The sequence below is a fragment of the Streptomyces sp. M2CJ-2 genome (assembly GCF_016757295.1).
GTDB lineage: Bacteria > Actinomycetota > Actinomycetes > Streptomycetales > Streptomycetaceae > Streptomyces.
On the sequence record NZ_JAESIF010000023.1, the window covers coordinates 25,552 to 45,866 of the forward strand.

The 20,315-nt window shown below is 71.8% G+C and carries 19 protein-coding genes; 1 reads left to right on the forward strand and 18 read right to left on the reverse strand.

Features of this window, described 5'->3' with window-relative positions:
- Positions 1-392: 392 nt before the first annotated feature.
- The 5 genes from JL475_RS19000 to JL475_RS19020 are packed head-to-tail and all read right to left on the reverse strand — an operon-like array spanning position 393 to position 5,301.
- On the reverse strand, positions 393-1,154 hold the full coding sequence (locus tag JL475_RS19000) for an ABC transporter ATP-binding protein (protein ID WP_202278934.1): 762 nt from the start codon (positions 1,152-1,154) through the stop codon (positions 393-395).
- Positions 1,155-1,171: 17 nt separating this feature from the next.
- Complete coding sequence (locus JL475_RS19005; RefSeq protein WP_202278935.1) at positions 1,172-2,428, reverse strand: ABC transporter substrate-binding protein; 1,257 nt, start codon at positions 2,426-2,428, stop codon at positions 1,172-1,174.
- Positions 2,428-3,552, reverse strand: coding sequence for a branched-chain amino acid ABC transporter permease (locus tag JL475_RS19010; RefSeq protein ID WP_202278936.1), 1,125 nt, complete (start codon positions 3,550-3,552; stop codon positions 2,428-2,430). The genes JL475_RS19005 and JL475_RS19010 overlap by 1 nt, the downstream gene beginning before the upstream one ends.
- Before the next feature lie 13 nt (positions 3,553-3,565).
- Positions 3,566-4,468, reverse strand: a complete 903-nt coding sequence (locus JL475_RS19015) for a branched-chain amino acid ABC transporter permease (protein ID WP_202278937.1) — start codon at positions 4,466-4,468, stop codon at positions 3,566-3,568.
- Positions 4,465-5,301, reverse strand: coding sequence for an ABC transporter ATP-binding protein (locus JL475_RS19020; protein WP_202278938.1), 837 nt, complete (start codon positions 5,299-5,301; stop codon positions 4,465-4,467). Before JL475_RS19020 ends, JL475_RS19015 begins: the two co-directional genes overlap by 4 nt.
- A 335-nt stretch (positions 5,302-5,636) precedes the next feature.
- On the opposite strand from JL475_RS19020, the gene JL475_RS19025 reads away from it, so the two are divergent.
- Positions 5,637-6,992, forward strand: a complete 1,356-nt coding sequence (locus JL475_RS19025; RefSeq protein ID WP_202278939.1) for an MFS transporter — start codon at positions 5,637-5,639, stop codon at positions 6,990-6,992.
- Between the two features lie 197 nt (positions 6,993-7,189).
- Here the strand turns inward: JL475_RS19025 and JL475_RS19030 are convergent, their stop codons facing one another.
- The 13 genes from JL475_RS19030 to JL475_RS19090 form a co-directional block, all read right to left on the reverse strand.
- Positions 7,190-7,729, reverse strand: coding sequence for a nuclear transport factor 2 family protein (locus JL475_RS19030; RefSeq protein ID WP_202278940.1), 540 nt, complete (start codon positions 7,727-7,729; stop codon positions 7,190-7,192).
- Between the two features lie 364 nt (positions 7,730-8,093).
- Positions 8,094-9,944, reverse strand: a complete 1,851-nt coding sequence (locus tag JL475_RS19035) for a long-chain fatty acid--CoA ligase (protein ID WP_202278941.1) — start codon at positions 9,942-9,944, stop codon at positions 8,094-8,096.
- 297 nt (positions 9,945-10,241) lie between these two features.
- Positions 10,242-11,486 carry an NAD(P)/FAD-dependent oxidoreductase gene (locus JL475_RS19040; RefSeq protein WP_202278942.1) on the reverse strand — a complete coding sequence of 415 codons (1,245 nt, stop codon included), beginning with the start codon at positions 11,484-11,486 and terminating at the stop codon, positions 10,242-10,244.
- Positions 11,487-11,494: 8 nt separating this feature from the next.
- Positions 11,495-11,692: a ferredoxin gene (locus tag JL475_RS19045; protein WP_202279040.1), complete on the reverse strand. Its 198-nt coding sequence runs from the start codon at positions 11,690-11,692 to the stop codon at positions 11,495-11,497.
- A 5-nt stretch (positions 11,693-11,697) separates the two neighbouring features.
- Positions 11,698-12,918: a cytochrome P450 gene (locus tag JL475_RS19050; protein ID WP_202278943.1), complete on the reverse strand. Its 1,221-nt coding sequence runs from the start codon at positions 12,916-12,918 to the stop codon at positions 11,698-11,700.
- Positions 12,919-12,966: 48 nt separating this feature from the next.
- Positions 12,967-13,767: an SDR family NAD(P)-dependent oxidoreductase gene (locus JL475_RS19055; protein WP_202278944.1), complete on the reverse strand. Its 801-nt coding sequence runs from the start codon at positions 13,765-13,767 to the stop codon at positions 12,967-12,969.
- 109 nt (positions 13,768-13,876) lie between these two features.
- Complete coding sequence (locus JL475_RS19060) at positions 13,877-14,254, reverse strand: EthD domain-containing protein (RefSeq protein ID WP_202278945.1); 378 nt, start codon at positions 14,252-14,254, stop codon at positions 13,877-13,879.
- 117 nt (positions 14,255-14,371) lie between these two features.
- Positions 14,372-15,154 carry an SDR family NAD(P)-dependent oxidoreductase gene (locus JL475_RS19065; protein ID WP_202278947.1) on the reverse strand — a complete coding sequence of 261 codons (783 nt, stop codon included), beginning with the start codon at positions 15,152-15,154 and terminating at the stop codon, positions 14,372-14,374.
- Positions 15,155-15,211: 57 nt separating this feature from the next.
- A complete protein-coding gene (locus JL475_RS19070; RefSeq protein WP_202278949.1) occupies positions 15,212-15,646 on the reverse strand; it encodes a nuclear transport factor 2 family protein in 435 nt (144 codons plus the stop codon).
- Between the two features lie 285 nt (positions 15,647-15,931).
- Positions 15,932-17,416, reverse strand: a complete 1,485-nt coding sequence (locus JL475_RS19075) for an MFS transporter (RefSeq protein ID WP_202278951.1) — start codon at positions 17,414-17,416, stop codon at positions 15,932-15,934.
- Complete coding sequence (locus JL475_RS19080) at positions 17,401-18,168, reverse strand: crotonase/enoyl-CoA hydratase family protein (protein WP_202278953.1); 768 nt, start codon at positions 18,166-18,168, stop codon at positions 17,401-17,403. The genes JL475_RS19075 and JL475_RS19080 overlap by 16 nt, the downstream gene beginning before the upstream one ends.
- The gene (locus tag JL475_RS19085; RefSeq protein WP_202278955.1) at positions 18,165-18,932 is read right to left on the reverse strand and encodes an SDR family NAD(P)-dependent oxidoreductase; all 768 of its coding nucleotides are present in this window, start codon (positions 18,930-18,932) and stop codon (positions 18,165-18,167) included. The genes JL475_RS19080 and JL475_RS19085 overlap by 4 nt, the downstream gene beginning before the upstream one ends.
- 19 nt (positions 18,933-18,951) lie before the next feature.
- A complete protein-coding gene (locus JL475_RS19090) occupies positions 18,952-20,145 on the reverse strand; it encodes a thiolase family protein (RefSeq protein ID WP_202278957.1) in 1,194 nt (397 codons plus the stop codon).
- Between the last annotated feature and the right edge of the window lie 170 nt (positions 20,146-20,315).

Here is a 20,315-nt window from a genome sequence, read left to right on the forward strand (position 1 = left end):
GCTGCATACCGTCCCCGAGTCCGCCAGCTCTTGAATGCAGACGGCCTCGTGGAAGTCGCCTGGCCGTACATGAAGGACCGGACTCGGGCGCGCACCGTGAAGATGCTGAACTTCTACGGGGTCTTCGTGCCCGGCATCAACCGAGGACAGCGTGCGCAGTGAGCGTCTTCGGCGTGGCCACCGCCGCGGTGACAGCGGCGAAGGCGCGGCGCGCAGATCACCTCTGCCGTGGAGTGAGGTGTGCGAAGTCTCGACTCGTCAGTTCAGGGGCCTTGTTGGTGAGCCGAGCCGACCGGCCGTGCTCCCGTGGCGGGGCCCGGTCCGCGTGCCGGACCGGCACGCGGACCGGCATGCAGAGGCGAGGCTCGGCACGCAGCACCGCGGACCTAGGGTCAGGCGTCGGCCACGTCGAGCCGGCCACCGAAATACGCCGCCCGGATCCGGTCGTCCTGCGCGAGGGTGGCCACGTCGCCCTCCAGCGCGACGTGGCCGGTCTCCAGCGCGATGGCACGGTCGGACACGGCCAGGCCCATCGCGACGTTCTGCTCGATCAGCACGACGGTCGTGCCTTCGGCGGAGATCTCCTCGACGATCTCCGCCACGCGGTCGACGAGCTTGGGGGCCAGCCCGAGCGAGGGCTCGTCCATCAGCAGCAGGCGCGGCCGGGCCATGAGCGCGCGGCCGATCGCCAACATCTGCTGCTGGCCGCCCGACAGGTAACCGGCCTTGTCCGCACGGCGGTCGGCGATCTCGGGGAACCGTGCGAAGACCGCGGCGAGTTCCGCGGCGACCGCCGCTCTGCCGCGACGGGTCCACGCCCCGGCGCGGAGATTGTCCTCCACGCTCAACTCCGCGAAGACGCGCCGCCCCTCCATCGTCTGGGCCATGCCCATGCGCACCCGCTGTGCGGGTCCGGCCCGGGTGATGTCCACGCCGTCGAGAAGGACGGAGCCGGACACCACCCGTCCGCCGTGGCTGCCCAACAGGCCGGTGATCGCCCGCATTACCGTCGTCTTGCCGGCCCCGTTGGCACCCAGCAGGGCGAGGGTGGAACCCGCGGCCACCCGGGCCGACAGTCCCCGCACGGCGGGGCTGCGCCGACCGTAGGCGACCGTGAGGTCGTCGATGCGCAGCTCCGCCGGTCCCTTCGGCACCGCACCCGTACGCACCGTCAGTCTCCCGCCGGGTAGGGGTAGTCCAGGACGTCCTGCGTGACCTTCTGGTGGCACGCGGTCTCCTCGGTGCCGTCCTTCCCGGACTTCGACGGCACCAGCACGCAGTACTGCGTGTGCTGGCCACGGTCGGCCGCGGCGCCCCACGGGCGGGGGTAGTAGGTGGCCAGGTCCAGGGAGGACAGCGACGCCTGGGCCCGCATGATGCCCGCTCGGGACAGGTCGTCCTGCTCGGCCGCCTCGGTCAGCACGGCCTCGACCGCCGCCAGTTGGTTGTAGCCCCAGAGGAAGCCGACCGACGGCCGGGCGTCCGGGGCGTACTTCTTCTGGTCCGCGAGGAGCTGCCGCATCCCCGCGTCGTCCGCGCCCCAGGGGAGTCCCTCGGTGATGATCACCATGTGCTCGGTGGTGTAGTCGTACAGCGGACCGTCGTTGAGGAACGGCCCCCAGGAACCGGCGTTGGCGATCCAGGTCGGCTCGAAATCCTGCTCGATGGCCGCGGTCAGCACGTCCGGGGCCTCGGGGATCTGCGCGGTGCTCATCATCACCATGTCGCAGTCGGCCTTCTTGAGTTGCTGGATCTGCGTGGTCGGCTTCACACCGGACTGGACCGCCAGGGAGGGGCCCGTTCGCATGCCCATCTTCTTCCCGGCGTACTCCACGACCGCGGTGGCGGTCTCGAACCGGGGGCCCTCGGTGGCGAGGGAGCAGAGCTTTCGCCCCTTGCCGTCGCCCCGGGTGAGGTACTCGGCGCCGTTGAGGAACTGGCTCTGGGCGGGCATCGCGATGGACAGGACGTGGCTCTGGTGGAAGAACTTGCCGTCCGCCGACGCGCTGAACACCAGGACGTCGTCCTTGCGGGCCTGGGGCAGCACCGCGTCGGTGGACAGCGTGCCCGTCACCAGGGCGTAGGCCGCGACCTCACGCTTCGTGGCCTCGTAGGCCTGCGCGGTCTTGGAGGGGTCGTAGGCGGTGTCGCGGGTGATCAGTTCGACGGGGTACTTCCCGGCGATGCCGCCGCGCGCGTTGAGGGCGTCCACGTAGGCCTTCGCGCCGGCCCCGATGGGGGCGAAGGACGACGCGGCAGGGCCGGACGTCACGTTGAGCACGCCCAGAGTGAGCGTGCGTCCGTCGAAACCGGGCGCCGCGGCGGCCGTGTCGTTTGATCCCTTCGACTCGCCGCGACCGCAGCCGGCGGTGGCGAGCAGCGCGCCGACGGCGAGCGCCGCGAGTGCGGTTCTGGTACGGGAGGGCATCACTTGACTTCTCCTTCATCGTGGACCGTTCGGTCGGCCGCGGTCTCTTTCCACGTGTCGATCACCCGGGCGGCGCCGCCCAACAGGCCCTGCGGCTCCACGAGGAGCACCACCAGGATCAGCGCGCCGAAGATCAGGAGGTTGAACGAGCCCGCGGTGAAGAAACCGCTGTCCTCCGCAGTGCTTTTGATCAACCAGCCGAGCGCGGGACTGTCCGCGAACTCGGAGACGAGGAACTCCAGGCCGGGCAGGGCGAGGGCGCCGACGACCGCACCCGCGAGTCGGGTCACGCCCCCGACGATGACCACCGCCATGAGCAGCGTGACCATCGTGAAGCCGAAGTCCTCCGGGGCGATGTACTCCCGCAGGCCGGCCAGCATCGCCCCGCTGAGTCCGCCGAAGGCACCGGCGAGCGCGAAGACGCCGATCTTCTCCCGCCGCACGTCGATCCCGATCGCCTCGGCGGCCCGCTCGTTGTCGCGCAACGCCACCCAGGTCCGGCCGGGGGCGCGACGCAGGAGGAAGGCGCTGAGGGCGAGGCAGGCGGCGGTCACCGCCCAGGTCGCCCAGAAGAGGCCCTGTTCCGCGGAGAAGGAGCCGAGGTCCTCGAAGTTCACGGGCCCGACGGACACCTCGACCGAGGAGGTCGCCCTGCCCGCGGAGCCACCCGTCAGCGAGGTGAGCTGGCGCGCGAGGTAGTCGCCGATGAGGACGACGCCGAACGAGACGATCGCCAGCTCCAGGCCCCCGAGCCGGACCGCCAACCAGCCGGTCACCGCACCGGCTGCCGCCGCTGCCGCCCCGGCCGCGACGGCGACGACCACGAAGCCGGGGGCGAAGCGGTCGGCGAGGGCGACGGCGAGGTAGGCCCCGAGACCCATGAAGAACGGCTGCGCGATCCAGACCGTGCCCGCCCGCCCGACCAGCAGGACCACGCCCGCACCGGCGAGCGCGATCACCGCACAGTAGGAGAGCAGGAAGAGGATGTGGTCCTGGACCAGGAAGGGGGTCGCCAGATAGACGCAGGCGAGCCCCGCGAGGAGCAGCCGCCCGGCGGAACGCGGGACTTCGCGTGGGGGCCGACCCCGCGGCGGGACCGGCTCGGTGAGGAGGTGTTCTTGCATCACGCCCGCTCTCTCAGAAACGACGCACGGCCCGGGTTCCGAAGAAGCCCTGGGGCCGTACGACGAGCATCACGACGAGGATCAGGTAGGGGAGGACGCCGGGGAATCCCGCGCCGAGCGGCTCCAGTACCGACGACTGGAGCAGGATCGCGAACTGCTGTGCCACGCCCAGGAACAGTCCGCCCAGCAGCGCGCCCATGGGGGAGTCGATGCCGCCGAGGACCATGGCCGGAAGCGCGGCGAACGCCGCGATGCCCAGGGTGCTGTTGACGCCGGACGCGCCGGCGGCGAGCAGGATGCCCGCGACGGCCCCGAGCGCGCCCCCGAGGCTCCAGGCGAAGACGGTGACCGTCCGGGTGCTGATGCCCTGGGCCACGGCGGCCTCCTCGTCGCTGACCGCGGCGCGCATCGCCAGCCCGATCGGGCTGAACCGGATGAGGGCGAAGACCGCGACGAGGAGCACGGCACCGGTCGCGGCGGTCCACACGTCCGACAGCGCGAGTACGGACCCGCCGACCTCGACGACCCGCAGTCCCCAGGGATCGCCCAGGTCGCGGGCCTCGTCGCCCCACAGGCCCGCGACCAGTGCCTGGACCAGGAACAGCAGGCCGACCGTCGCCATCACGGCCGGGAAGTGCGCCTTCTTGCTGAAACGTCGCAGCAGCGTCATGCCGGTCAGCATCGACAGCAGGGCTCCGACGAGCAGTGACGCGAGGGCGGCCGCCAGGAAGGGCAGCCCCCACACCACGCCGACCTGGTAGGTGGTGAAGGCGCCGATCAGGACGAACGCGCCCTGGGCGAAGTTGAGGATCCCGGTCGCGGAGTAGACCACCACGACGCCGACCGCCAACAACGCGTAACCGGCACCCAGCGCGAGGCCGGAGACCAGCGCCTGGAAGATCTCTGCCTGGGTCATTCCGCACTCCTCCGGCCGAGATAGGCATCGATGACACGGGGGTCCTGACGGATCTGCTCCGGGGTCCCCGTCGCGACCTCGCGGCCGAAGTTGAGGACGAGCACGCGGTCGGCGAGGGTCAGCACCAGCGGCATGTCGTGTTCGATGAGCAGGATCGCCAGCTCGGGACGCTCCTCGCGGAGGGCTTTCAGGTGCTCGGCGAACTCGGCGGACTCCTCGGGGTTGAGCCCGGCCACCGGCTCGTCGAGCAACAGCACCGCGGGTTCCATGGCGACCGCCCGCGCGAGTTCCACGACCTTGCCCACCCCGTGGGGGAGCGTCTCCACCGGCCGGTCGGCGACTTCCGACAGGCCGTAGCGCTCGATCAGCGCGGCGACGACCGCGCGGTTGTCCGCCTCCTCGCGGCGGGTGCGCAGCGGCCTCAGCGTGGTGGCCAGGGAGCCGGTGCGCATGGCGTGCCGGCGGCCCAGGAGGAGGTTGTCCCGGACCGTCAGGGATTCGAACAACGCCAGGTGCTGGAACGTGCGCGCGATCCCGGCCCGGACGACGGCCGACGGGCGCAGACCGGTGACGTCCGTGCCCGCGACGACCACCGAACCCGTCCGCGGCCTGGAGACACCCGTGACGCAGTTGAAGAGTGTCGTCTTGCCGGCGCCGTTCGGGCCGACCGTGGCGAGGAGTTCGCCGCGGTGCAGGGAGAAGTCGATGCCGTCGAGCACCTGGTGCGCGCCGTACCGCTGCCCCAGGCCGCGCACCTCGAGCACGGGGTCGGGCCGGTCGGGGGCGGCGGGCACGGTCCCGAGCGCCGTCGCCGCCGGTGGAGAGGGAGCCACATGTATCTCCTCGTCGCACGGGTGGGGCGCCGGCCCCTCGGGCGCCGCCGTCGACGTCCGAGGGGCCGGTCCCCACCGTTATGAAACATGTGGTCTCACAATATGTACGACGGGGCGCGGACGTGCAAGAGTTTTGAGATGGGTGACTTTGAAAGGGTCGCATCGCCCCGGCGGTCCGCGCTCCGGGTCCGGGGTGGCGTCGAGGGCTAGCGGAAAAGTCCGTCGCGCGACAGGGGGCAATCCGGTCGACCGCTGTTAGGGTGTGCCGCCATCGCCCTTATTGCGACTTGCGAGTTCAAAACTCGCATCCATCCATCGGCACAGGGAGATCACCCATGGCTCAGGACATGGTCGACGGGACGAAGGACGACAGCTCCTTCCCCGGGACGCAATCGCCACCGACCGAGCGAGGAACGGCCGCCCGCAAGCGGCGTGTGCTCGTCTCGAGCTTCCTCGGCGGACTGATCGAGTGGTACGACTTCAACCTCTACGGCATGGCGTCGGCCATCGTGTTCGCCGCACTGTTCTTCCCGGAAGGGGACTCCTCCGTCGCCCTGATGGGGGCCTTCGCGACCTTCGCGGTGGGCTACGTCGCCCGCCCCCTGGGAGGTGTGATCGCCGGCCACCTGGGCGACCGGATCGGGCGCAAGCGCGTCCTGGTCGTGACCCTCATGGTGATGGGGCTCGCCACCACGGTCATCGGGCTGCTCCCCACCTACGCCAGCATCGGCGTGTGGGCGCCCGTCCTGCTGATCCTCGTCCGGCTGGTCCAGGGCGTGTCGGTCGGCGGCGAGTGGGGCGGCGCGCTGCTGATGACGGTCGAGCACGCGCCCGCGCACCGCAGGGGTCTGTGGAGCGCCGCGTCCCAGCTGGGGCCCGCCGGTGGCGTGATCATGGCGACGCTGGTCTTCCGGCTGGTTTCCGACTTGCCCCAGGAGCAGTTCCTGGGGTGGGGCTGGCGACTGCCGTTCCTGTTCAGCCTCGTCCTCGTCGCGATCGCGGTCTGGATCCGCTCCGGCACCGACGAGACCCCGGTGTTCGAGAAGGCCGAACCCGCGGTCCGGGAGGGTCGCATCCCGCTGATGCAGGTGCTCACGCGTGACCGCCGCCCGCTGATCCTGGTCGTGATGTTGACCCTGAGCATCGCGCTGACCGGCACCGTCGTGCTCGTGTACACCCTGTCGTACGCGATCGGCTCGGGCTACAGCAGCAGCACGGCACTGTCCGCGCTCCTCATCGCCTCCCTGGTCAACCCCGTGACCACCTTGATAGGCGCTGCCGCGTCCGACCGCTTCGGGCGCAGACCGGTCTACGTCACCGGCATGGTCCTGATGCTCGCGACGTCCTTCGTGCTCTTCCCGCTGGTGGACTCGGGCTCCTCGACCCTGCTGCTCCTCGCCTTCATCCTGGGGTACGGCTTCCTGGGTCTCGCCGTCGGCGCGCACGGCGTGATGATCTCCGAACTCTTCCCCTCCAACGCCCGCTACACCGGCGTCTCGCTCGGCTACCAGTTCACCTCGTCCGTCGCCGGACTGGGTCCGCTGATCGCGAGCGCGCTGATGGCGTGGGGCGGCGGGAACCCCGTCTACATCACCACGTTCCTCGCCGTCATCTACGTGGTGAGCGGTGCCGTGGCGATCTTCGCGGTGCCGGAGACCAACCGGTCGGACATCGCCCGCTACAGCGAATAGCGCCGCGTGCCGCCGCGCGGGCGGCACGGCCGTAAGCCTTGCCGATGAGGGACGGATCCGTCCGGTCGGACGGCCACGGAAGACCGGCCTGACCCCGCACGGGAGGTCAGGCCGGTCTTCCGGCGTCGTTTGACCGGACGCCGGTCGCCGGTCGCCGGATGCCGGTCGCCGGACGGGAGCCGGAGGGTGTCGGGCGGTCAGGTGCCGAGGAGCTGATGGACCGCGGCCGTGTCGTGGTAGAAGATGTCCAACTTCCTGATCGACCCTTCCGCCACCGTGTAGAGCTCGACGATGCGCGTACGAAGGGTCTCACCGGTGTCGCGCGCCACGAGGACGACCTCGACCCGGGCCATGACGAGATCGCCGGCGTCGCTCAGTCGGATGTCCTCGATGTCCAGCCGCACCACGGAGTTGACCGCGCGCAGCATGTCCAGGAGCCCGGCGGGCCCGTGGTAAGAGCCCCCGTAGGGGAGGGACGCCGGTTCCACGGCCACGAAGTCGTCGGCCACCAGGGACAGCGCCTGCCGCATCGTCTCCCGCGAGGCCAGCAGGCCCAGGAACGTCGAGAGGGTGGCCACGTTCTGCGAGGGCTCGGCCCGCTGCCCTCCCACGGCGGGGGGAGCGGCGTCCGGCCGGGTGCCGGTGGGGGTGTCGGTCCCGACCGGTCGGGCGGGGGCCGCGGGCCTGCCGCGGTGCGGGTCGTCGGTGTGGGTGTCGGTCCAAGGCGTACCGGTCATGGTTCTTCCCTCGTCGTCGCGTTCCTGCTGCGTGGTGCGAGGGTTGTTCCCCACCCCTCGCCGATGTCTGCCGAGTTCCCCGGGGAGGGTGCGCGCGGCCCGCGGCTGCCGGACGGCCGACGGTCGTGTCCTCCCGTCGGCCGGGTGCCGAGAAGGCCCGCTCATGCCGAGGCCGCCGACACCCCCCGAGGGCGTCGGCGGCGGTTCGTGGGGAGGACCGCGGGTCCGCTCCCTGGTGGGGCGGCGCGGCGGCGGTCCTCGGCCGAGGCCGTGACGGCAGTGCCCGTGTTCCGGGCCGACGTCCGGACGGCGGCCCGCACGCCGGTGCGGGCGTCGGCCGGGTCCGGTCCGATCGGGTCCGGGTTCAGTGGTACATGGCGTCGATCGTCGACGCGTACTTCACCAGCACCGCACGGCGCTTGAGCTTGTTGGACGCGGTGATCTCGTGGCCGCCCACCTCCCACGGGCTCATGATCAGCGTCCAGGTCTTGATCTGCTCGACGGCGGAGAGGTCCTTGTTGGCGGCGTCCACCTGCTGCTGCACGGCCGCGCGGAAACCGGCGTCCCGGCCCAGCGCCTCGTCGTCGAGCGCGGCCGTTTCCGGGTGCGCGCGGCGGTAGCCGGCCACCCCCTCCGGGGAGGCCACGAGCAGTGCGGACACGTACGCCCTGGAGTCACCGGTGGCGACCGCCGTGCCGATGAGCGAGCCGGCCAGGACGACGCGGCTCTCGATGCGGACGGGCGAGATGTTCTTGCCGTTCGTGTTGATGATGAGGTCCTTCTTGCGGTCCACCATCCTGAGCTGGCCGAGTTCGTTGAGCACGCCGATGTCGCCGGTGTGCAGCCACCCGTCGGCGTCGATCGCCTCCCGCGTCGCCTCGGGCTTGTTGCGGTAGCCGCGCATCAGCCGCGGGCCGCGCAGGAGGATCTCGCCGTCCTCGGCGATCCTGAGCTCCATGCCCGTGGCGACGGGGCCGGCGTAGCCGATGCGGTACTCGTCGGAGAGCCTGCCGGGGGTGGCCAGGGCGCAGCACTCCGTCGAGCCGTAGCCCTCGCGGACCGGCAGGCCCAGGCCGAGGAAGTACCGGAGCAGGTCGACGTCCACGTAGGCGCCGCCGACGACCGCGTACTCCACGCCGTCCAGGCCGACGACCGCGAGCAGGTCCGCGCGTTCCGCGGCGAGCTCCTCCCACTCGCGGCGCAGCTCGGCGGGCGCGGCACGGCCCGCCTGTTCGGCATCGGTCAACTGCTCGCCGAGAGCGCCGGCCCGCCGCAGACGCGTGCGTCGCTCCTCGCCGGGCTGGTCGCCTATGTACGCCTCGATCAGACTGCGGAAGCGTTCGAGGGAACGCGGCACCAGGAAGATCATCGCGGGCCGGACGCGCAGGTACATGGTGTTGAGCTGTCTGATGTCCGGGCAGAAGGTCACGCAGTGCCCCTGGGTGACCGCCAGGTAGTAGGAGATGATCCGCTCGCCGATGTGGGCCATCGGCATCCCGGACAGCAGGCGTCGGCCGGCGGACAGGGGGGCCGCCTCGTGGTACGTGTCCACGGTGTGCAGGATCGCGGAGTGCTGGAGCTCGACGCCCTTGGGCAGGTCGGTGGTGCCCGAGGTGTAGATGACGGTGGCGACGTCGTCGGGCGAGACCGCCCGCCAGGTGCGGGCGAAGTCGAAGCCCTCCGGGGCGGGCCGGAGCAGGAGGTCGCCGTAGGCATGGGTCTGCGCGCCGTCCAGGGCCTCCACCTGTGCGTGGTCGAGGACGATCACATGGTCGACCGACAGGCCGTGGTCCTTGATCGCCTCCCGGAGCCCGGCCTCCAGCGAGGGCTCGGTGACCACGACGCGGGAGCCCGAGTCGCCGATGTTGTAGGCGAGGTCGACCGGGGGCAGCGTCGAGTAGACCGAGGTCGTGGCTGCCCCGAGGTGGAGTGCGGCCAGGTCCATGAGCTGGTGCTCCGGGCGGTTGGTCAGGAGCAGGGCGAGCGTGTCGCCGCGTCCCATCCCCAGACCCGCGAGTGCTCCGGCCAGGATCTCCACCAGGTCGGCCGCCTCCAGCCAGCTGAGACGCAGCGAGTCGTCCTCGGTGCGCAGGGCCACCGCGTGCGGGTAGGCCTCCACCGTCAGCTGGAAGGCCTCGGGGAGCGTGGCCATGTCGAGGGTGCGGCGGAAGGGCCGCTGCTCCGGGTATCCCAGGGCCTGCAAGGACTCGTTCACGACGTGCCTCTCGTTCATCGGGGGTTCTCGCCACGGGACGCTGCCGTTCGATAGTAGACGGGCAGTCTCAATAAGGGAACGGGTGTGGCGGGGGAGGGGAGGAGCGGAGCGCGGGTGGGGGCTCACGGGCCACCGTGCCGTGCACGACTTCGGGCCGCACCCGCCGGTCGGCGGATGCGGCCCGAAGTTCGGTCCGAGGGTGTGCGGCGACCCTCCGGGGACGCGAGCAGCTCCTCCGGAGAGCCGGCGCGCCTCCTCGCGTGCGGTCGCGGACGCGCGCGGCGCCGGGGCGGCCGCTCAGCGCGGAGCGGCGAGCGCCTGCACCTCGTCGACGGCCTCGCCGACGCCCGCCCGGCGGGCCAGCAGCTTGCGGGCCAGCACGGTGGCCTTGGGCCAGTTGACCGCGGTCACCCCGACCAGCGCGCCCGCGTCGTCGGAGTACAGGGCGGCCACCCGGCGTCGGGGGCCGTCCGGGCCTTCCAGGACCTTGCAGTCGGCGGCCCCGGCGGGACGCCCCACGACCTGCACCTTGTGGTCGTACTGGTCGCTCCACACGTAGGGCAGGGCGTCCTGACGCCCCGGCCGGTCCGGGTGGACGATGTTGTGGGCGACGACGGCGGCCTGGTCGACGGCGTTGGTCCAGTGCTCGGTCCGGCGGGCGTCGAGGTCCTCCGGGCCGCGCCACCGGGCGACGTCGCCGACTGCGTGGACGCCCTCGGCGCCCACCGCGCGCCCGTGCTCGTCGCACGCCACCCCGTCGGCGACGTGCAGACCGGAGCCCGCGAGCCACTCGACGTTCGGCACCGCGCCGATGCCGACGACGACGGTGGCCGCCCGTAGGGCGGTGCCGTCGGCCAGGCGCACGTGCAGGTCCCCGCGCCGTCCCCGCACGTCCTCGACGCCGACCCCGAAGCGGGCGACGACCCCGTGCCGCACGTGGACGTCCGTCAGCAGAGCGGCGATCTCCGGTCCGACGGAACGGGCCAACGGCATCGGATCCGGGTCCACCACGGTCACCGGGAGGCCGAGCAGGACGGCGGTCGCGGCGGCCTCCATGCCGATGAACCCGCCGCCCACGATCACGACCGGTCCGCCCGCCGAGAGGTCCCTGCGCAGCGCGGCCGAGTCGGCGAGCTCGCGGATCACGTGCAGGCCCGACTCGACGTGCCAGGGCGCGGGCCGGGCACGGCACCCCGTGGCGATGACGCAGTGGTCGAAGGCGAGGCTCTGTCCGCCGTCGAGCAGCACACGTCCGCCGTGGACGTCCAGGCCCCGGGCCGCGGTCCCCGGCCACAGCTCGATCCGCGCCTCGTGCGCCGCGCTCTCGGTGAGGAGTGAGAGCCGCTCGGCGTCCCACTCGCCGGAGAGGAACTGCTTGGACAGCGGGGGCCGGTCGTAGGGCAGCTGCGACTCGGCCCCCAACAGGACGATCCTGCCCCGGAAGCCCTGCTCGCGCAGGCCGAGCGCCGTGCGCACGCCTCCGACGCCGGTGCCGACGACGACCGCGGTGCCGTCCGTGTTCGGCTCGATGGTTGAGGTCATGGCGGGGACTACGGCTCCTGGTGGTCGACGACGATCGCGCGGGCCGGGCAGGCGTGCGCGGCGGAGCGCACGGCCGCCGCGTGCGGGGCGGGGTCCACGTCCAGCAGGACGACGATCCCGTCGTCGTCCTGGTCGAAGACCTCGGACGCCTCGAGGACGCACTGGCCCGCGCCGATGCACTTGGGGTAGTCGATCTCGATCTTCATCTCGCTCACCTTTCGTCTCCCCACGTCACGGGCAGGGAGTGGACGCCGTAGACGACCATGTCGCCTCGGTAGTCGATCTCGTCGAGGGGCACCGCCAGCCGCAGGTCGGCGAAGCGCTTCAGGATCGCCGGGTAGGCGGTCTGGAGCTCGATGCGGGCGATGGGCTGCCCCAGGCACTGGTGGATTCCGTAGCCGAAGGCGACGTGGTGGTTCTGCTCCCGGTGGATGTCCATCCGGTCGGGGTCGGCGAACTGCCGGGGGTCGCGGTTGGCGGCGTCGCCGGAGGCGATGACCCCCTCGCCGGCCCGGATCAGCGCGCCGTTGACCTCGACGTCCTCGACGGCCACCCGACGGCGCCCGATGTGGGTCACCGTGAGGAGCCGGAGCAGTTCCTCGCACGCCGCGGCGACCGCCTTGTCGTCGCCCTCGCGCATGATCGCCGCGTACTGCGGGTTCTGCAGCAGGAACAGCACGCCCAGCGCGATCTGGTTCGCGGTGGTCTCGTGCCCCGCGACCAGCAGGAGGATGCCGAGGGAGGCGACCTCCCGCTCGGTCATCTCGCCCGTTTTGACCCGGCGTTCGACGACCCGACCGAGCAGGTCGTCGCTCGGCTCGGCCGTCTTCTGCGTCACGAGCGCGGCGAGGTAGTCGGTGAGTTCCTCGACCGCGCGACCGGCCCTGGCCGGGTCGCCCTTGACGTCGAGCAGGGCGTTGCTGTGCTCCTGGAAGAACGTGTGCGCTTCCTGGGGGACCCCCAGCAGTTCGCAGATGACCGTCGAGGTCAGCGGCAGGGCGAAGTCCGTCACCAGGTCGGCGGTGCCGCCCGCCGCCTCCATCGCGTCCAGCAGTTCCTCGGTGATCCGCTCGACGGTCGGGCGCAGCGCCTCGGTCCGGCGCACGGAGAACTCGCCGGTGATCATCCTGCGGTGCCGGGCGTGCTCCGGGTCGTCCATGGCGATGAACGTCGGGTTCGCCTTGTGCTGCTGCTTCATCCCCGCCGAGGTGACGGGGTAGCCGTCCCGACCCGGGTCCGAGCTGAACCGCGGGTCGGACAGGATCGCCCGCACGTCGTCGTAACGAGTCACCAGCCAGGGGAGGCTGCCGTCCCAGGTGCGCACCCGCGCGACGGGCTCCTCCTCCCTGAGCCGACCGATCTCCGCCGGAGGGGAGAAGGGGCACCCCCGGGCCATGGGGTAGGCCGGCGCGCTGCTCATGTCACTGCTCATCGTGTCCACCTCGTCGTGTCGAACCTGCAAGTCAGAAAGCTTCTCGCCTCAGTCGTCGAGGAGCGGGAACTCGTACGGCGGCGTCTGGACGTACCCGCCGTCCAGGTGCAGCACGGAGCCGGTGATGTAGGAGGAGGCGTCCGAGCAGAGCCACAGGTGCGCGTTGGCCACCTCGTCCGGCTCGCCGATGCGGTGGAGGTTGCTCATGATCCGCCGGTACGCGTCGACGTCGCGCCGGCGCGCCCGCAGGCCCTCCTGGAGCATCGGCGTGTCGATCGCCCCCGGCGCCACGCAGTTGACCCGGATGCCGTACTTGCCGTAGTCGAGCGCCGCGCTCTGGGTCAGCGACCACACCCCGGCCTTGGCCGCGTTGTAGACGGGCGAGTTCCGGTTCGGGCGGAAGCCCACGATGGAGGCCACGTTGACGATCGAGCCCCCGCCGCCCTGCGCCAGCAACTGCCTGATCTGGTACTTGTTGCAGTGGAACGTGCCCTTGAGGTCGACCGCCATGATGCGGTCGTACGTCGCCTCGTCGAACTCGGCCACCGGCTCGTTGTCGTTGGCGACGGCGGCGTTGTTGACCGCGCAGTCGAGCCGCCCGTACGTCGCGACCGTGGCCGCGACCATGGACTCCACCTGCTCCGCGCGGGAGATGTCGCAGGCGATGAAGGTGGCCCGGCCGCCCTCCGCCTCGATCTTCTCGACGACGCGCCGGCCGGCCTCCTCGTTGAGGTCGACGACGGCCACCTCGGCGCCCGCCCGGGCGAAGAGCTTGGCGGTCGTCTCACCCATGCCCTGGGCCCCGCCGGTGACGATCGCTACTTTGCCCGATAGGGCCTGCTCGATCATGTGCCGCGTCCTTCTGTGTGGAGGTGAGTGGTCGGAGATCGGTGAGGAGTCGTTCGGTGGGCGACGGACCGGTGGGGAAGGGGCGGTGGAGCGGTCGGCGGGCAGGGTTTCACCCGGTGGCCGTGTCCGCGCCCACCTCGTCCACGAGGAAGACGCGCTTCCTGCCCCGGTCCATGAAGGTCAGTTCGTCCGCCCGTACCCGTGCCGCGTGGCCGGGGTCGCGGAACACCTCCATCGCGCGATCGAAGGAGGCCCGGTCCGCGTACCACATGTCGGTGATGACGTCGAAGTCCAACAGGTCCTGTCCGGGAGCGGAATTGGCCCCGCCCGAGGCCGTCGAGTGGTCGACGTAGTTGCGGCGGTAGTCCAGGAGGTGCGGTCCCACCAGGGACAGGATCAGCGGGACGTGGACCTGCTCGTAGTGACTGCGGAACTCCCCGACGGAGAGGCCCGGCTTCCGGGAGAGAACGGCGACCAGCTTGATCAAGAGGTCCTCCCGAGGCGTCGCCCGGCCCCCGGGACCGGACGACGGGCTCGTGTGTGTGGGTGGAAGGGGAGCGGTCCGCTGGCGCGCGTGCGCGCGGTCGGGACCGTCGCCCGTAGGTCAGAAGCGTCCGCCGTCGACGGAGATGATCTGGCCGCTGACGAACGCGGCCGCGTCCGAGGCGAGGAAGGTGGCCACGCCCACCAGGTCCTCGGGTCGGCCCCAGCGTCCCAGCGAGGTGCGCTCGAGCGCGCTGGAGAGCGCCGCGTTGCGAGGGATCGTCTCGGGCGTGACGTACTGGTCGTCGATGATCAGACCGGGGGCGATCCCGTTGGCGCGGATGTTCCAGGTGCCCCACTCCCTGGCCATGTACTTGGTGAGCATGATCAGGGCGCCCTTGGCCACGCCGTAGGCGTCGACCCCGGGCGAGGGCACGATCCCGGTCGGGGACACGATGTTGACGAAGGAGCCGCCGCCGGACGCGGCCATCTTCGGGACCAGATGCCGGCCCATGCGCACCACGCCGAGGATCACGGGGTCGAAGAAGTGCAGCCAGGCCTCGTCGGGGGTGCTCAGGAGGTCGCCCTGCTGCGGACTGCCGCTGGGCACCGCCGAGTTCACGACGGTGTCCACGCGCCCGAAGGCGGACCAGACGTCCTCGACGAGGGCGGATGTGCCGGCCGCGTCGGTCAGGTCGCCCGCGGCGTACCTGACCTCGTTGCCGGTGGCCTCCTGGATGCGACGGGCCGTGGCCTCCAGCTGTTCGACGTTGCGTCCGCCGATGACGACCCGGGCCCCGGCGGCCGACAGGGAGGCGGCGAACTGCGAACCGAGGTTTCCCGAGCCCCCGGTGACGAACACGACCTTGCCCTCGGGGAGCAGGGGGGAGGAGGTGCTGCTCATGCTGGCCTTCCGTCGGTCAGGTCCGGTGCGGACGTGCGGCAATGGGGGCGGGCCCCGTCACTTGCCCTCGGCGTGCTCCGTCACGGCCTTGGTGTCCTGGTAGAAGACCTCGACCCGCTCGATCTTCCCGTCGACGACGTACCAGAGCTCGATGACCCGCATCGGCAGCACCTTGCCGGTGCGACGGTTCTTCATGTTGAGGTCGGCGTCCGCCAGGACGACGTCGCCGGCGTCGCGGTACTTGACGTGGAAGGTGTTCACCGTGGACTCGAACAGGTCGGTGATCTGACCGATCATGCGGTCGAAGCCGTCGGCACCCCGCCACTCTCCGCCGTACGGAAGGCCCTCGGCCTCCACGGCCACGAAGTCGTCGGCGAGCAGCTCGAAAGCAGCCGCTTTGTCCCCCTTGAAGAAGTACAGGTCGGAAAATTCCGCCACGATACGAACATTGTCGGTCGCAGACAGGTTCTGAATGTTGTCGTTCAGGGCCATGATGTCTCCCGATGCTCGAGGTGAGGTGACCGAGCAACGCTCGGGGCGTCGCGCTCGGCCGCCGTCCGGAGGGATTGTGCGACTAAGCGTCTCAGATTAGATGTGGCAGGTCAATCGTCCTGCGAAGGTGGAATGCGGAGCTCGAATGAGGAGCTCGAATGCGGAGCCGGAGTGGGGGTGGGCACCAGCGGCCGGACCGGGTGCGGCGGTCGCGCGGCGACGGCCCCCGGCCCCCGGCCGGCGGCCCGGGGGCCGCGGTGCCGACCGGGGGCGGGGCGTGTCCGCTCAGGACGTCCCCGACCGCGACGCGCCGCGCAGGAAGAACATCGGGACGGTGAGCAGGATCGTCCCCAGGCACATCAGCGCGGAGACCCGGAAGACGGCCATGAGGGCGTCGGGGTCGGTGTAGCTCGCCGCGCCGCTGCCCAGTACGTAGGTGGTCGTCACGGCCGCGACCACCGAGCTGGCCAACGCCGTGCCGACCGCGCGCAGCAGGGTGTTGAGTCCGTTCGCGGACGCCGTTTCGCTCTCCGGGACGGCCCGCATGATGAGGGTGGGCATGGCGGCGTAGGCGAGCGAGGCGCCGACCGCCACGGCCACCGAGCCGGCGACCACCTGCGCCAGACCGCTGCTGAACGCGGACCTGGCGAGGTAGGTCGCGCCCATGAGGAGGGCGCCCGCCAGGAGCGTCGCCCGCGGGCCGTGGCGTCGGACGACCGCGGCCGTCACCGGGGCCATGAGGCCGAAGGTGACGGCGTTGGGCGCCAGCCACAGCCCCGCCCGGCGCAGGTCCATGCCGAGGCCGATCCCCTCGTGCTCGGGCGCCTGCAGGAGCTGCGAGGTCACGAGGAGATCGGTGTACATCGCGAACCCCATGAGCAGGGCGGAGAGGTTCACCAGGAGCACCTCGGGGCGCACGGCGAGACGCAGGTCGACCACCGGGCGGCGGGCGCGCAGTTGCTGGGGCACCCACGCGGCGAGGGCCAGGATTCCGCAGAGCGCCGAGACGAGCGTCGGCCGGGACGTCCACCCCCAGGCTCCCCCCTTCGACAGGGCGAGCAGGAGGGCGCTCAGCGCGAGGGACAGCAGGAGTGCCCCCGGGAGGTCGAACCTCCCGGGCGCCCGCACCGGGGACTCCTCGACCACCAGGGCGATGGCCAGAAGCACCACCGCGCCGAGCCCGCCGGTGATCCAGAACAGCGCGTGCCAGTCCAGACGGGCCGCGACCAGCCCGGACAGGGGCATCCCGACACCGGCCCCCACCGCCAGCGTCGCGCTCATCAGGGCGACCCCCAGCGGGACGTGGCGCGGGGGGAGCATGTCGCGCATGAGCGCGATGCCCACCGGGACGAGCGCCATGCCGGTGCCCTGCAACGCCCGCGCGACGAGCATGGGCGCGAGTGAGTCGGTCAGCGCCCCGACGAGGGAGCCCACGACCATCGCGACCAGCGAGACCAGCACCATGCGCTTCTTGCCGTACATGTCGGCGAGACGGGAGATCGTCGGTGTGGCCAGGGCGCCGGCCAGCAGGGTGGCGGTGAGGAGCCACGAGGCGCCGGCCGGGCCCGTGCCGAGCAGCCGCGGCAGGTCGGGCAGCAGCGGCAGCACGATCGACTGGTTGAGGGCCACCGCGGTCCCGGCGAGGGACAGGACGACCAGCATCAGCACGGCGCGCGAGTCTGTCGTGGGCGTCATGTGGTGGTGGTTCTCCTGCGTCGTCGTCCCCCGCCGGGAGGCGCGGACCGGAGGGAGGGTCAGGTGTTCGTCCATACGGGCGGGCGCTTCTCGACGAAGGCCCGTGCGCCCTCGGCCGCGTCGGCCGACGACCGCACGCGGTCCACGTCCTCGCGCTGGCGGTCGAACATCTCGGCCGCGGACCAGTCCTGGGCCGAGGTGACCAGGTGCTTGGCCGCCCGCACCGCCATGGGCGCGTTCCCGGCGATGACGCGCGCCATCTCCACCGCCCGCTCCCGGGCGGTGCCGGGCGCGACGACCCGGTTGACCAGGCCGAGCGCGTGGGCGCGCGCCGCGTCCACCGGCTCGCCGGTCAGGACCATCTCCAGGGCGACCGCGGGAGGCACCACCCGCGGCAGGCGCAGGACGCCGCCCGCGGCGGCCACCAGTCCGCGCTTGACCTCGGGGAGGCCGAACCAGGACTCCTCGGAGGCGACGATGAGATCGCAGGCGAGGGCGATCTCCATGCCGCCCCCGAGAGCCTTGCCCTCGACCGCGGCGATCAGCGGCTTTTTGGTGGCCCGCTCGCAGATCCCGAAGGCTCCCCGGCCCTCCACGAGGGGGCGTTCCCCCGTGGCGCTGAAGGCCTTGAGGTCCATCCCGGCGCTGAAGACGGGCCCCGACCCGGTGAGCACGGCCGCCAGGACGTCCTCGCGGGCGTCGACCTCGTCGAGGGCCGCGGCGATCTGCCGCGCGGTGGCGAGATCGATGGCGTTGCGTACGTCCGGCCGGTCGAGGGTGACGACCGCGACGCCCCGGTCCACCTCGAAGGTGACGGTGCGGCTCATCGCGGTGCCATCCGGATGGCACCGTCCAGGCGGATGGTCTCGCCGTTGAGCATCCCGTTGTCGATGATGGACAGGGCGAGTTTCGCGTACTCGTCGGGGTCGCCGAGGCGGCTGGGGTGGGGCACGGTGGCCGCGAGCGAGCCACGGACCTCCTCGGGCAGGCGCGCCAGCAGCGGGGTGTCGAAGGTGCCCGGCGCGATGGTGCAGACGCGGATGTTCTTCGAGGCCAGGTCCCGCGCAGCCACGATGGTCATGCCCACGATGCCGGCCTTGGAGGAGGCGTAGGGGATCTGTCCGATCTGGCCCTCGAAGGCCGCGACCGAAGCGGTCAGCACGACCACCCCGCGGTCGCCGTCCAGCGGCTCGTTGCGCGCCATCCGGGCCGCGGCCAGGCGGAGCACGTTGAACGAACCCACGAGGTTGATCTGCACGATCTCGGCGTAGGTCTCGAGCGAGCCCGGACTGCCGTCCCTGTTGACCAGGCGCACCGGACCGCCGCGACCGGCGCAGTGCACGACGGCACGCAGCGGGGCCGCCGCCTCGGCGGCGTCGAGCACCTTCTCCAGGGCGTCGGCGTCGCGCACGTCGGCCGGCACGAACCGCACGCGCTCCCCGAGCTCGTCGGCGACCTCCTTGCCCCGGGACGCCTCCAGGTCCGCGATGACGACCGTCGCGGCGCCCTCGTCGAGCAGGCGGCGCACGGTGGCCAGCCCCAGCCCGGACGCGCCGCCCGTGACGACGGCGGAGCTTCCTGTGATGTTCATCAGTGGTGTCTTCTTCCTGTCAGAGGCGTTCGATGAGGGTGGCGTTGGCCATGCCGCCGGCTTCGCACATGGTGACCAAGCCGTAGCGGCCGCCGGTGGCTTCGAGACCGTGGAGCGCCGTGGTGAGCAGGCGTCCGCCCGAACCGCCCAGCGGGTGACCCAGCGCGATGGCGCCGCCGCGCGGGTTGAGGCGTGCCGGGTCGGCGTCGAAGTGCTGGGCCCACGCCAGCGGCACGGGGGCGAAGGCCTCGTTGACCTCGTAGTGGTCGATCCGGTCGATCGTCAGGCCCGTGCGGGCGAGCAGCTTCTCGGTGGCCGGGATCGGCCCCGTCAGCATCGTGATCGGGTCGTCCCCGGCCAGGGCGAAGGCGTGGAACCGCGCCCGCGGGCGGAGTCCCAGCTCCCGCGCCTTCGTCTCGGACATGATGAGCAGCGCGGACGCCCCGTCGGCCAGCTGGGAGGAGTTGCCCGGGGTGACCTTCCACTCCCCGATCTCGGGGAAGCGCGCGCTCATCTCGGGGGTCTCGAAGGACGGCTTGAGGCCGGCCAGGCCGTCGACGGTCGTCTGCGGACGGACCGTCTCGTCGGCGCTCACGACCGTGCCGTCGGCGAGGGTCACCGGCACGATCTCGCCGCTGAGGTCCGTGGCCGTGGCGTTGGCGTGGGAACGGGCCGAGAAGACGTCCAGGTCGTGCCTGCTGAAGCCCCGGCGGGCGGCGATGAGTTCCGCCGAGACGCCCTGGGGCACGAGCCCGGGTGCGTAGCGCTCGGCGACGGACGGGCCCCAGGGGTCCTGTCCGATCCGGGCGGTGAGCATCGGGATGCGGCTCATCGACTCGACGCCCGAGGCGATGACGATGTCGTGCGCCCCGGCGATCACGGCCTGGGCGGCGAAGTCGGCGGCCTGCTGGCTGGACCCGCAGGCCCGGTGCACCGTCACCGACGGCACGCTCTCCGGCAGCCCCGCCGCCAGCCAGGCCCAGCGACCGACGGGCCCGGACTGCTCTCCCACCTGGCTCACGCAGCCCGTGATGACGTCGTCCACGATCGCCGGGTCGATGCCGTTGCGGTCGATGAGCTGACGCAGGACCTGGCCCAGCAGCTCGACCGGGTGCAGTGAGGACAGGGCTCCGCCGGGCCTCCCGTCCCGGGGGGCCTTCCCCTTCGCCACGGGCGAGCGGATCGCGTCGACGATCACGGCGGTGTTGGTCATGTCTGGCTCCCCAAGAGGCTGTTCGGCTCGGTGGATGTGCTTTCGGGTCCGGTGCGCGTACGCCCCGTCGGGTGCGGGGCGGGGTGTGCTTCCACGACCGGGCGCCGCCGCCCCGAGGCCGCCCCGGGGCGTCCGGGCGGACGGTGCCGCCGCGGCGACGGTGGGGCGGG